Source organism: Sphingobium sp. TCM1 (genome assembly GCF_001650725.1).
In the GTDB taxonomy this organism is placed as follows: domain Bacteria; phylum Pseudomonadota; class Alphaproteobacteria; order Sphingomonadales; family Sphingomonadaceae; genus Sphingobium.
This window is the reverse complement of the sequence record NZ_LXVX01000008.1, coordinates 69468-82098: the sequence shown is the minus strand read 5'-3', so window position 1 is coordinate 82098 and position 12631 is coordinate 69468. Positions and strand designations below refer to the sequence as shown.

Sequence of the window (12631 nt, the reverse complement as noted above, 5' to 3'; positions counted from 1 at the left end):
GGCCGCACGCGTGATCGGGTCTAGCATTCCGGCACGCGATGATCAGGAGTGCCGTGGAGGTACCTCTCCTGCCCACGTCCCGCCCCGGGGTGGCTGCGCTATTCAGAAGGCAGAAGCTGTCAGGATGACCAGATATGACGACGATGGACATTGGCTCGAACGTCGCATTTCGCCAGCAAGGGCGGCTGACCAAGCTCAGCGCCTATGCCGTGCATGGCGCCATCGCCGCGCTCGCCCTGTGCGTGCTGGCCCTGTTCGCGCGGATCATGACCTATCCCCTACAGCATGACGAACAATTCTATGTGTCCGCGGGCATATTGATGGACCGATATTCGCTGTATCAGGATCTGGGCTTCAGCCATCTTCCGAATATCGCCCTGCTCTTTTCCGGCGCCTTCGCCTTGCTGGGCGACACCCATTATCTGCTGATCGGCCGCCTCATCGTCTTTGCCTGCTGGATCGCGACGATCGCCGCGCTGCTGCTCTTAGCGCGCGATTATGTCCGCAGCCTGCTGGTAGGTAGCCTGATGGTCGCATTCGTGCTTCTCAACCCCATGTTCCTCAACGCGACGGGCATGGCGGCCACCAACAATTTCATGCCGGTGCCCTTCGCCCTGTTCGGTCTCTACCTCTTCCTGCGAGCGACGGACCGCGTTCCAGCATCGGCAGCACTCGCCTTCGCCAGCGGCGTCCTGCTGGCCATCGCGGCAGGGTTCAAGGCCAATTATGCCCTGCTTCTGCTGCCCTTCGGGCTGGCGGCGCTGCTCGCGCCGCCGTGCATCCCACTGGCCCAGCGGCTGCGGCTGATCGCGCTGCCGATGCTGGCGGGCGGATTGATCGGTGGGCTGCCGACGATCATCTACGCGCTGGAGGACATGAAGGGCTTTATCGTCCACGTCCTGGATTTCCAACGCGGGCCCCAGCTCGGCTACTGGGCGACCCACGCCGATCCAGCCGATCCCAAGGTGATCGCCATTGGCGACAAGCTGCTGCTGGCGCATCGGCTGTGGCTGTCGGGCGTCTCCATGCTGATGATCGTGACCTTGCTGTCGTTCGCGGCCATCGCCATCTCCCGACGATCGCCGCTGTTGCGCTGGCCGGTCCTGCTCGTGGCGGCCATCGCCGCGCTCGGCACGTTGCTCGCTTTCGTGCCAAGCCCCTCCTTTCCGCAATATTTCACGCCGGCGCTGCCATTCCTGGCCGTTCTCATCGGACTGGTGTTCGGCGCGTTCGATGGGGAGGGACGCAGGCTCGCCCAGCCGCTCATTGTCTCCATCCTGCTGCTGACCGGCGTCACTGGCGCCCCGCTGTTGCTGCCGTCCCTGACGGGCTTGGTGAAGCCGGCGGGATGGACCGGGCTGCGCGTAGCGCGCGACGGGCGCGAGATCGCCACGATCATCCGCGCGCGATCGGCAGATGGTCCGGTCGCAACCCTGTCTCCTCTTCATGCACTGGAAGGTGGCCTGCCCATCTATCCGCATTTCGCGCTGGGGCCGTTCGTCTATCGCGCGACGCCCTGGATCCGGGAGGATCATCGCCGATATTTCACCTATTTCGTGACGGCCGACACCATCCCCGCGCTGCTGGCCAGCCAGTCGCCTGCCGCGATCATGACCGGCATCGAAAGAGGCACAGACGCCCCACTCGAACGGTTTGCGCAGCAGAATGGGTATCAGGCCATCACGATGTCGCTCAAGAAGACCGAAGATGGCGAGGTGGTCCGCCTCTACCTGTCGAACTGACCCGCGCTATCCGATCGATCCGGCATCCTTCAGCCCTGCATCCGCCGGTCCTGACAAAACACGCCATCGTCAACGGCGGCGGAGGGGATGGCGGAGTTGAGTTCCGCCTCCACGATCGGCGTTGTCGATCCCTTCACCTGCAGGAAGATGCGACCCAGATATTCGCCGATTATACCGAGGAACATGGCGTTGAGCGTGACCCCCATCAGGATCAGCATCGTCGTCGTCGCAAAGCCCGCCGGCCATTGCTGGCCGAACACCAGCCGCCCGGTCAGGTAGAAAAGGGTCAACAGGAAAGTGCAGACGCCGACGGCCAATCCCGTCATCGACGCGATCCGAAGCGGTATGAGCGAGTGGTTGAGGAGGCCATCGAGCGCCAGGCTGATCATCTTGCTGAGCGGAAACTTGCTTTCGCCCGCCTGCCGGGCTTCCCGGTCATAGGGAAAGCCGACCTGGGAAAAGCCCATGGCGCTGATTAGCCCGCGCAGATAGGGGGTTGCGTCATTAACCTTGCGCAGTTCCGCGAGAACGCAGGCATCGACCAATCGGAACTCACCGGCATTGACCGGCAGGTCATCCTCACTCAGTGCATTGAGGCCCGCGTAAAATCCCCGGCGCAGGGCTGCGACCGCAGGGCCATCGGGCAACTTCCGGCGAACGCCGTAGACGACCTGATGCCCCTGCCGCCACATGTCCAGCATGTGCGGAATGAGCTGCGGCGGATCCTGAAGATCGCAGTCGATCTGGATGGCGCAGGCTCCCCGCGCACGCTGATAGCCGACCAGCAGGGATCGCTGATAGCCGTTGTTACGGGAGAAGCGCACGACGCGCACGCGCGGATCGACGGCCGCGATCGCCTTCAGCTTCGGAAAGGTCTGGTCGGTCGAGTGATTGTCCGTAAAGACCAACTCAAGCGCATAATCAGGCAGCGTGTCGAACAGACCGGCAATCTCGCGATAGGCGCGTTCAACGGTCGCCTCCTCGTTGAAGGCCGGAACGACCACCGAGACGAGCGTCCTGTCGTTCATGCCGCCGCCTGCGCGCGCATCTGCTCGACCATGCATCTCACGCCCTCCTCGAACGATATGGCGGCGGTCCAGCCCAGCAGTTCGGCTGCTCGGGCAGGATTGGCGCCGACCCGGTTTACTGCGGACGACTGCGACGCCTGTACTCCATAGCGGACCGAGCCGGCCGGCGCGGATGTGGCGGCGAGCACTGTTTCCGCGATAGTTCGCACGCTCAATAACTGGCCGCTGCAAAGATTGATGATCGTCCCTCCGGGCAGGTCGCTGCTCGCAAGCGCGCGAAGCCCGGCAACGCAATCCGCCACGGCCAGCATGTCGCGCAGGGCGTCCGGCGAACGGACCTCGCTTACCTGTCCGTTCAGGCAACGTCGGATCAGCCAGGGCAACAGGAAATCCTCCGATTGCCCGACGCCATAGGTCAGCCCCAGCCTTGCGGTCAGCACTGGGAAATGCAGTTGCGACCGTAGCGCGGCCGCGTAATGGGCGCCTGCCGTCAAAGCCAGCGTGTAAGGAGCCAGCGGCTCTTCGCGCGCATCCTCATCCGGATACTCGGCGGCATTGCCATATTCAGCGATCGAACCGGTGCGGACGAAGACGCGAAGCGTATCGACCCTGGACGCAGCCGACAGAAGCGCCAGCAGATTGATGAGATCATCCGCCAGCCCCGGCCATTCCTCGGGTGCGGGCAGTTGTGCGCCGCGACCGGTGCCCGTGCCCAGATGATAGAGCAAAGTCGGCTGCACCGATTGCAGGCAGCTCTCGACCGCGCCTCCGTCGGCCAACGCGACGCGATGGACGATGGCACGGCTGAGCCGGTCCGAACGCAACTGGTGCTGCGGGCGGACGAGAATATGTACCTCGTCGCCCGCCGCCAGATGCCCGGCCGCCAGATGGGAGCCGATAAAGCCCCCACCTCCAGTCACGAGCACGCGTTGCGCCATGATTCGGTCCGGACGATCAGTTGACCAGCATGGGCTGGGGCAACGGAACCAGGAACCTGCCGCCACGCGCCACAAAGTCGGCCTGCTGCTCGCGGATCTCGTCGAAGAAATTCCAGGCCAGCACCATCAATATGTCGGGATTTTCAGACTCGATGGCGTCGGGGGAGCGGACCGGAATCTTCATGCCCGGCGAATAGAGGCCCTGTTTCAGCGGGTTGCGGTCGACCAGGAAATCCAGATCGTCCGGCCCGATGCCGAAATAGTTGAGCAGCGTATTGCCCTTGGCCGGCGCGCCATAGCCCGCGATTTTCTTCCCTTCCGCCTTCAGTTCACTCAGCATGTCGAGCAACTGGACCCGGATCGCCTCGATCCGCGCGGCGAAATGCTGGTAGGTTTCCGGCTCCAGCATCCCGGCCTCCCGCTCCTCGCGCAACATGGCATGGACTTCCTCGCTCGGCACGGCCAGCCCGTTCCGACGGAAGAAGACCCGCATCGAACCGCCATGAACGGGCATACGATGCACATCAACCACGTCCAGATCAAAGAAGGCGCCCAGCTTCTGCAGGGACAGCAGGCTGAATTCGGACACATGTTCCTGATAGACGGTGTCGAACTCGTTGCGCTCCAGCAGTTCCTTCGCCCATGGCACTTCCACGATGAAGTGGCCGTCGTCCGCCAGCAGCCGGGTGACGCCCTCCATGAAGCGATGCAGGTCGCCAATATGGTTGAACGTGTTGGTCGTGACGATCACCTTGGCGGGGCCATGCGCGTCGCGCACTTCCAGTGCAGTGTCGGGATCGAAATAGGCGACATGCACCTTCACCCCGCGCTCCTCGGCGATATCCGCCAGGTTTGCCGCCGGATCGATGCCCAGAGTCTGCTGACCACGCGCGTTGCAGGCCGCCAGCAGCAGGCCGTCATTGCAGCCAATGTCGACAACCAGCCCGCCGTCGGCAGCCGTGCCCAATATGTCGGCCAGCTTGTCGAAATGGTGATGCATCGTCGTCGCGCTCGACGGGACATAGAGATAATGGCGGAAGAAGTCGGCCGGGATCTGGTCGGCAATCTCGATCAGGCCGCAGTTCAGGCAGACTTCGGTATTGAGCGCGAAAGCCGGCTGCATTTCGCCATGCTCCTCGGGCCGGACGAACATATTGGCCGGCGGATGCTGGCCCATCGGCAAGAAGAGATAGGGGCTGGGCGCCAGGCAGGCGCGACAATGCTGAAGACGGTCCATGAAAATTCCTCCCGCTAGATGATGGGTTAGGCCGCGTTCCATGCAGGCGCGGCGTGACGTTCGGCGAAGCTGCGAAAAGTCTCGTGGATATGGTCGATCTGCGGCTCGCTCAGACCGTGGTGGCAGGCCAGCAATATGCCCCCGCGCGTGACCGCGTCGGCGACGGGATAGCCTCCATCGGTGACATGCGTCTTGATCTGCGCCATGGCCGGCTGCCGCAGGATGTTACCGGTGAAGACAACGCGCGTCTGAATGTCGGCCTGTTCGAACCAGATCTGCAACGCGCGTCGGTCGAACGGCGCGTTCGGACGCACGGTAAGCGGAAAGGCGAGCCAGCCCGTCCGCGCTTCGGGCAACTGGCGCGGCAACACGAACCAGTCCTCATATTGCGAGAAGAAGGCCAGATGCCGGGCGAAGTTATGTTCGCGAAGGGCAATATTATTGTCCAGCTTGTTCAACTGGACCAGCCCGAAGGCCGCCCCCATTTCCGACGGCTCCATATTATAGCCCAGTTCCTCGAACAGGAATTTGGCATCATAGGGTATGTCGCCCAGCGTCACGTCGAAACGGCGCTCGATCGCTTCGGAATCGACGAAGATCGACGAAGATCGACCCCAAGACCGCAGCAGCAGGCCGCGACGGTCCCACGCCTCGTCATTCACGCACAACATGCCGCCATTGCCGGCCGCGTTGATGACATGCGAACCATAGAAGCTGGTCGTGCTGATGTGCGATCGCGCACCGGTGGGCGTCCCACGCAAAGTCGCTCCCAGCGTGTCCGCGCTGTCCTCGATCAGGATCAGATTATGCCATTCGGCGATTTCGCGCAGCCGGTCCCAGTCGGGCAGGTTACCGATCAGCGAAGGAATCATCATCGCCCGCGTGCGCGACGTGATCATCGACTCCAGCAGATCTTCGTCGATATTATATGTGCCCTCACGCACGTCGACGAAGGCCGGGACCAGGCCATGACGCACGATCGGAGCCACCGTCGTGGCAAAGGTCAGTGCGGGCGTGATGACCTCGCTGCCAGCCGGAAGTCGAAGCAGTTCGACCGCAAGATAGTTGGCCGACGATCCGGAATTGACCATGATCCCATGTCGCTTGGCGAACAGCGCGGCGACGCGTGCTTCCATGTCGCGCACATTCGCGCCCATCTGCGTGGAACCGCGCAGCACGGAGACGACGGCATCGATCTCCTCTTCCCCATGAACGCTCTGACCGTAATTCACCCTCATGCGACTGCCTCCCGAAAAACCGGATCAAATTGCGGCGGCGTCGCCGGACGCACGCCTAGCGCGTAGCGGGCGATCTGCCGCTCGCTCAGCAGACGAAGATCAGCCTGGCCCGCCAGTGCAGCGCGATACCACTCCACCGTCAGCGCGACAGCGTCGGCGAGCGCCAGATGGGGCCGCCAGCCCAGCCTCTCGCGCGCCTTGCTGCTGTCGAGGCGCAGGATCGCCGCTTCGGGGGGCGACTGCCCCGGATCACCGAACATGAAGGTCGGCGCGCCCTTGCCCCACGCAGTTTCGACCAGCGCCGCAAGCGTAGCCACATCGACGGTCGCTTCGGCATCAGGCCCGAAATTCCAGGCGCCCTCTACGCTGCGGTCCCCGTCGGCCATCCGGGCCGCCAGCATCAGATAGCCGGCCAGCGGTTCAAGTACGTGCTGCCAGGGACGCACGCTGGCGGGATTGCGTATCTGGACGGGCTTGCCCGCCTCAACCGCGCGGATGATGTCGGGCACCAGCCGGTCCACGCTCCAGTCGCCGCCGCCAAAGACGTTCCCCGCACGGACCGATGCCAGCACGGGACTGTCAGACTCGCGGAAAAAGGAATGGCGATAGGCTTCGACCACCAGTTCGGTACAGCCCTTGGATGCGCTATAGGGATCGGCGCCGCCCAGCCGGTCGGTTTCGCGATATCCCCAGTGCCAGCCCTGATTTTCGTAACATTTGTCGCTCGTCACAACGATGACGCCCTTGAGCGATCGGAAACGCCTTGCCGCATCCAGCACAACCGCCGTGCCCACGACATTGGTCTGGAACGTCTCGATCGGCGACACATAGGAAGGACGGACCAGCGCCTGCGCCGCCATATGGATTACCAGATCGGGATTGACGTCCTCAACCGTGCGCAGGAAGGCCGCCTCATCGCGTATGTCGCACAAGCGATGGTCGACCAGGCCATCGACACCGATGGCGTTGAACAAGCTGGGTCCGCGGTCGCACGGGGGTAGTGCGACCGCGGTAGTGTCGGCGCCCAGCCGCCGGAGCCACAACGCAAGCCAGCCGCCCTTGAATCCGGTATGTCCGGTCAAGAGAATCTTGCGACCGGCGAGCGCACGGCTCAGCCGCTCTTCGTCGAACCGCTGATCAGGCATCAGCGCTTACCCTTTCAAACGCGGAAGCGACGGGCCGCTGCACATTGGGGAGCCACGGCGGCGAAGCGGCCGCACAAAGCTGATTGAGGTGATCGCGGTCCCGGACGGTATCCATCGGATGCCAGAAGCCGGTATGTTTGTAGGCGAAAAGTTCGCCATCGGCCGCGAGCCGCGCCAGCGGCGCCTGCTCCAGCGGTTCCTCATCGCCGCTCAGATAGTCGAGTACGCCAGGTTCGAAGATGAAGAAGCCGCCGTTGATCCAGGTTTCATGCTTGCGGACCTTCTCGGTGAACTCTACGACGCGCGGACCATCCAGTTCCAGATTGCCGAACCGCGCCGGCGGCTGAACCGCGGTCACCGTCGCCAACCCGCCATGGGATTTGTGAAACTCCAGCAGCTTGCCGATATCGACATCGCCCACGCCATCGGAATAGGTCACCATGAACGTGTCGTTTTCCAGCCATTCGCGCAGGCGCAGCAGGCGACCGCCGGTCATGGTCAGTTCGCCTGTATCCACCACTGATATGTTCCAGTCCACCGACCGGCATTGTCGCAATGCGATCTGGCCGTTTCCGACCTTGATGGTGAAGTCATTGTTCATGAAATGAAGGTCGTGGAAGAACTTCTTCATCAGCATCATTTTGTAACCGCACGCGACGACGAAGTCGGTAAAACCATGACGTGCGTAGATGTCCATGACATGGAGGATGATCGGCTTGCCGCCGACCTCGACCATGGGTTTGGGGACGCGAACTGTCTCTTCCGCGAGACGCGATCCCAGTCCGCCCGCCAACAGCACAATCTTCATCTCGGTGCTCCTTGCCCCTCGACGCTTTCCGTCTCAGCGACACAGTAGGCGAGGTTCGGGGAGAAGCGATTTGGGCAGATGAGTTACCGCATCGCTCAAGCGGAGTATGGCGACTGCTTAAAGGAGACGCCTCCCTGCCAGTGCCGCTGCCCAAGATCGAACAGGCACGCCTTATTTCGCAGGATTTTCCGCTTATCCCCCTGCTCGCGCCTCCAGGGCTCCAGCATTTCGCCCTCGAAATCCCGGGTCGGGTCAGGAAAAGCAAGCCTTGGTCCAATCCTGCCCGGTCAGACAACAGCCCCCCTAATCCCAAGGATCATCGCACATGGTCCCAACAGCCATGCACTAGCCAGATTGGGTAGGGCATGGACAATGGCCTGGTAGTGATCGCTCACCGCGTGGCCTTGGCCCTTGCTGTCCTGGTGGATTGATTGACATTTGCGTCGCCTTGGCGCCTGGGATGGGTCTGCAAATGTCTAAATCGTAAAATCCATTAGAATTCATAATTTCTAATGGCCCTGAAAGAGTCTGGCATTCGAATGCAACTTGGCTTCGAATGCTATCGAATGTCAGAATCGGACCACTTGCCTGGCGCATCCGCAACCGGAGAACCCATGACGAAAATCCTGTCGACACGGCTGATCTACGAAGACTGGCTGAACCTGCGCATGGCCCATGTTCGCGCCGAAAGCGGCGACGAGTTCGAGCGTCATGTCGTCGAAATGCGTCCCGCCATCGCAGTACTGCCCTATGATCCGGAGCGGCGTGTCGCCCTGACCGTTTCCATGCCGCGCGCACCCGTGACCTTGGCCGGCCTGCCCGACATGATGGAGGCCATCGCCGGCCTGATCGACGAGGAAGCGGAACGATGCGCGCGCCGCGAAGCGATGGAGGAAGCGGGCGTGCGCCTGGGCGATCTCGTTCATGTCGGTCAGATCTGGAGCATACCCAGCGTCGTTACCGAGAGGATCGACTATTTTCTGGCGGCGTACCGAGCGCAGGACCGCATCGAAACGGGCGGTGGTCTTCCCGACGAGCAGGAGAATATCACCGTCCATGAACCTTCTCTTGACACGCTCTGGACCATGATGGTGCGCCGGGAACTGACGGATGGCAAGCTCGCCATCCTGCTTATGGCGCTCCGTCTGCGCCGGCCGGACCTGTTCAGCGTGCCGGTGGACTGATGGCCACGGCGCGGGGCGGAACCAGCATCTCTCCTTCGGGCAACAGGAACCGGCATTCCTCGCCGCTTCCGTTGATGCAGACGGCAAAGCCGCTCGACCGGTGGCGCAGCGCGATCCGGCGGCGCTGCGGGTCTTCCCACTGGCCGACGGTCATCGCATGTCCCCGTTCGTCCAGCCACTCCACGTCTCCGTCAGCGAGTTGCGCCGTCCCGTGCAATTCCGGACTGGACCCGCGCAACGCCGCAAGGGCGAAGGCATGGGCCTCCAGGTCGGTGTCCCGTCCGGTCCAGTCGACCCAGCTGATCGCATTGTCCTGGGCATAGGCATTATTGTTCCCCTGCTGGCTGCGACCGAATTCATCGCCCGCCGTCAGCATGATCGTCCCGCGGGAACAGAAGAGCGTGGCAAGCAGCGCCTTTATGTCGCACCGCCGCGCCAGTTGCACGGCGGCATCCTCGCTCGGTCCCTCGACTCCATTGTTCCAGCTGAAATTCTCGCCATGACCATCGCGATTCTGCTCGCCATTGGCTTCGTTATGGCGATGTGCATAAGCCACCATGTCCGCCAGGGTGAAGCCGTCATGCGCAGCGAGGAAGTTCACGCTGCGCGTCTCGCCCTCCCTGAAAATATCCGATGATCCCGCCAGTCGCGTTGCCAGCGCGCCAAGCGTCGACGCATCCCCGCGCCAGAAGCGGCGCACGTCGTCCCGATAGCGATCGTTCCACTCCAGCCACCCTTCGCCAAAGCGGCCAAGTTGATAGCCGCCCGGCCCGATATCCCATGGTTCGGCGATCATCACCCGGTCGGCCAGCACCGGATCGGCGCGCATGTCCTCCAGCAGCGGCGCGCGGGGATCGAAACCGTCCGGCAGCCGGCCCAGCGCCGGCCCCAGATCGAAACGGAAACCATCCACCCCGGCCTCGGTCACGAAATGGCGCAGCGAGTCCAGGATCAGCGCACGGACGAGCGGCGCATTGCAGGCGATGCTGTTACCTGTACCGGTGTCGTTGATCAGCCGACCGTCCGGCTCGTGCCGGAAATAGCCGCGTGCATCGAGCCCACGCAATGAAAGCGTCGGCCCGGAGATGTCGCTTTCGCCGTCGTGATTATAGACCATGTCGATGATTACGCCGATCCCCGCCTGATGCAGCGCCGTCACCGTAGCCCGCAAGTCGGCAAGGCCGCCCGGCGCCAGGCGCGGGTCGATCGCGAACCAGCTGACCGGATTATAGCCCCAATAGTTGGTGAGGCCGAGCGGGCCCAGATGGCGCTCGTCGATCCAGGCGTTGATCGGCATCAGTTCCACGGCGGAGACACGCAGCGCCTTGAGGTGCGCGATGACCGCGGGATCGGCGAGTGCGGCAATGGTTCCGCGCTGTTCCTCCGGCACGTCGGGCTGCAGCATGGTGAAACCGCGCACATGGAGTTCGTAGATCAGCCCACCCGGGGTGAAACGCGGCGGTTGTCTCGCCAGTCGTGGTAAAGGCGACTCCAGCACGCCCTTCGACATTAGCGGCGCGGTGTCCCTGCCCTGCCCGCGCGGCGCGGCGAGCGCCGGATCATAGACGAACGCGCGGTCTATAGCGGTCGCATAAGGATCGAGTAGCAGTTTGTCTGGATCGAACCAGAAGCCCGCATTGGGATCATAAGGGCCATCTGCACGAAGGCCATAGCGGGCGCCCGCGCCAACCCCCGGTGCATCGATACGCCACAGACCGTCGCCTTGGCGAACCATCGGCAGCCTGACTTCCCGATCTTCGCGATCGAACAGGCAGAGCCAGAGCTGCGACGCATCGGGCGACCAGACGGCAAAGCGTGCGCCTGCCGATGACAGCTGAGGCGCGCCCGGCCGCACGGTCACACCGCTTCCGCCAGCAGCATCCGGTAGAGCGCGGCATAACGCGTTGCGCTATGCCGCCAGGACACGTCGCTGCGCATCGCGGCGCGCTGCATCGCCTGCCAAACGGGCTTGTCGCGGTGCAGTTCGATTGTCCGCGCGATCGCGCCATGGAGCGCCAGCGGATCTGACGGCGCGAACATGACGCCCGTGGCCGCGCCTGCGCTCACCGCCGCTTCATTGGCGTCGATCACCGTATCAGCAAGGCCACCAACGCGCGCCACGACCGGCAGGCAGCCATAGCGCAACCCGTATAACTGGGTGAGGCCGCAGGGTTCGAAGCGCGAAGGGATAAGGATGGCGTCGCCGCCCGCCTGCATCAGGTGGGACAGCGGCTCGTCATAGCCGATCTGCACGCCCACCCGCCCGCGATATCGGTCGGCGGCGCCCAGGAAGGCGCCTTCCAGCGGATGGTCGCCCGATCCAAGAAGCGCCAGCTTGCCGCCCAACCCGATCAGATGGTCGATCGCGCCGATCATCAGGTCCATTCCCTTCTGCCAGGTCAGGCGGCTGACGATGATGAATAGCGGCGCGCCATCCTGCTCCAGTCCGAAACGATTTTCGAGCGCGCGGCGGTTCACGGCTCGGGCAGACAACGCCCGAGCGCCATAACTCCTGGCGATCAAGGGATCGTCAGCGGGGTTCCAGATGTCGGTATCGACCCCGTTCAATATGCCATGCAGCCGGTCGACCCGCCCATTGATCAGGCCGTCCAGCCCCATGCCATGAACCGGGGACCGGATTTCCTGCGCATAGGTGGGGCTGACGGTCGTGATCGCCTCGGCAGACACCAGCCCTGCCTTCAGATAGCCAATGCCGCCATAATATTCGACTCCATCGACGCCCCAGGCTTCGGGCGGCAGGCCCAGGCCGGCGAAGACATCCGCCCCGAACCGCCCCTGAAATGCCAAGTTGTGGATCGTCACGATCTTGGGCACCGCATGGGCCGCGCCGAAGCGCATATAGGCTGCGGTCATCGCCGCCTGCCAGTCATGCACATGCACGATGTCCGGCCGCCACCCCTTGAGCGCGCCTTCGGCAATGTCCGCCCCGACTCGCGACAGGGCGGCGAAGCGGCGCCAATTGTCGGTCCAGTCATTGCCGCCATGGTCACCATAGGGCCCGCCCTCCCGCGCGAAGAAGGAAGGCGCGTCCAGCACCAGCAGGTCCAGACCGCCGACGCTGGCGGCAAGGACCGTCGCTGGCGCGCCGAACAGCGCATCATAGCGACGCACCACCTTCGCCTTGCCAAGCCGGGCGATGACAGAGGGATAGCCAGGAACCAGCGTCCGGGTGACGACACCCTCCGCCTCCAACGCGCCGGGCAACGCGCCAACGACATCGGCAAGCCCGCCAGTCTTGATGAGCGGATAGATTTCGGACGCGACCGACAGCAGTTTCATCGACACGATGT

At 63.3% G+C, this 12631-nt stretch carries 10 protein-coding genes; 2 read left to right on the top strand and 8 right to left on the bottom strand.

Annotation, left to right across the window (positions count from 1 at the left end):
* Window positions 1-134 precede the first annotated feature (134 nt).
* On the top strand, window positions 135-1742 hold the full coding sequence (locus tag A7Q26_RS06995; protein ID WP_066858605.1) for a hypothetical protein: 1608 nt from the start codon (window positions 135-137) through the stop codon (window positions 1740-1742).
* Between the two features lie 29 nt (window positions 1743-1771).
* Here A7Q26_RS06995 and A7Q26_RS06990 read toward each other — a convergent pair whose 3' ends face one another.
* From A7Q26_RS06990 to rfbF, 6 genes are read right to left on the bottom strand one after another with little or no spacing between them, the layout of a single operon-like run.
* Window positions 1772-2770: a glycosyltransferase family 2 protein gene (locus tag A7Q26_RS06990; RefSeq protein ID WP_066858683.1), complete on the bottom strand. Its 999-nt coding sequence runs from the start codon at window positions 2768-2770 to the stop codon at window positions 1772-1774.
* Window positions 2767-3708, bottom strand: coding sequence for an NAD-dependent epimerase/dehydratase family protein (locus A7Q26_RS06985; protein ID WP_066858602.1), 942 nt, complete (start codon window positions 3706-3708; stop codon window positions 2767-2769). Before A7Q26_RS06985 ends, A7Q26_RS06990 begins: the two co-directional genes overlap by 4 nt.
* 16 nt (window positions 3709-3724) lie before the next feature.
* Window positions 3725-4945, bottom strand: coding sequence for a class I SAM-dependent methyltransferase (locus tag A7Q26_RS06980; RefSeq protein ID WP_066858599.1), 1221 nt, complete (start codon window positions 4943-4945; stop codon window positions 3725-3727).
* 26 nt (window positions 4946-4971) lie between these two features.
* Complete coding sequence (locus tag A7Q26_RS06975) at window positions 4972-6183, bottom strand: DegT/DnrJ/EryC1/StrS family aminotransferase (protein WP_066858596.1); 1212 nt, start codon at window positions 6181-6183, stop codon at window positions 4972-4974.
* A complete protein-coding gene (gene rfbG / locus A7Q26_RS06970; protein ID WP_066858593.1) occupies window positions 6180-7328 on the bottom strand; it encodes a CDP-glucose 4,6-dehydratase in 1149 nt (382 codons plus the stop codon). The genes A7Q26_RS06975 and rfbG overlap by 4 nt, the downstream gene beginning before the upstream one ends.
* Window positions 7321-8136: a glucose-1-phosphate cytidylyltransferase gene (gene rfbF, locus A7Q26_RS06965; protein WP_066858590.1), complete on the bottom strand. Its 816-nt coding sequence runs from the start codon at window positions 8134-8136 to the stop codon at window positions 7321-7323. The genes rfbG and rfbF overlap by 8 nt, the downstream gene beginning before the upstream one ends.
* A 614-nt stretch (window positions 8137-8750) precedes the next feature.
* Between rfbF and A7Q26_RS06960 the strand changes: the two genes are divergently transcribed.
* Window positions 8751-9320 carry an NUDIX domain-containing protein gene (locus A7Q26_RS06960; protein WP_066858587.1) on the top strand — a complete coding sequence of 190 codons (570 nt, stop codon included), beginning with the start codon at window positions 8751-8753 and terminating at the stop codon, window positions 9318-9320.
* Here the strand turns inward: A7Q26_RS06960 and glgX are convergent.
* Window positions 9301-11181 carry a glycogen debranching protein GlgX gene (glgX, locus tag A7Q26_RS06955; protein WP_066858584.1) on the bottom strand — a complete coding sequence of 627 codons (1881 nt, stop codon included), beginning with the start codon at window positions 11179-11181 and terminating at the stop codon, window positions 9301-9303. The two genes, A7Q26_RS06960 and glgX, sit on opposite strands and share 20 nt — an antisense overlap.
* Entirely contained in the window at window positions 11178-12626 is a 1449-nt protein-coding gene (gene glgA / locus A7Q26_RS06950) for a glycogen synthase GlgA (RefSeq protein WP_066858581.1), read from the bottom strand. The genes glgX and glgA overlap by 4 nt, the downstream gene beginning before the upstream one ends.
* Window positions 12627-12631: the final 5 nt, after the last annotated feature.

Bases quoted from the DNA above. Each gene is read 5' to 3' on its own strand.
- A7Q26_RS06995 (WP_066858605.1), top strand. From the start codon at position 135: ATGACGACGATGGACATTGGCTCGAACGTCGCATTTCGCCAGCAAGGG.
- A7Q26_RS06990 (WP_066858683.1), bottom strand. From the start codon at position 2,770: ATGAACGACAGGACGCTCGTCTCGGTGGTCGTTCCGGCCTTCAACGAG.
- A7Q26_RS06985 (WP_066858602.1), bottom strand. From the start codon at position 3,708: ATGGCGCAACGCGTGCTCGTGACTGGAGGTGGGGGCTTTATCGGCTCC.
- A7Q26_RS06980 (WP_066858599.1), bottom strand. From the start codon at position 4,945: ATGGACCGTCTTCAGCATTGTCGCGCCTGCCTGGCGCCCAGCCCCTAT.
- A7Q26_RS06975 (WP_066858596.1), bottom strand. From the start codon at position 6,183: ATGAGGGTGAATTACGGTCAGAGCGTTCATGGGGAAGAGGAGATCGAT.
- rfbG (WP_066858593.1), bottom strand. From the start codon at position 7,328: ATGCCTGATCAGCGGTTCGACGAAGAGCGGCTGAGCCGTGCGCTCGCC.
- rfbF (WP_066858590.1), bottom strand. From the start codon at position 8,136: ATGAAGATTGTGCTGTTGGCGGGCGGACTGGGATCGCGTCTCGCGGAA.
- A7Q26_RS06960 (WP_066858587.1), top strand. From the start codon at position 8,751: ATGACGAAAATCCTGTCGACACGGCTGATCTACGAAGACTGGCTGAAC.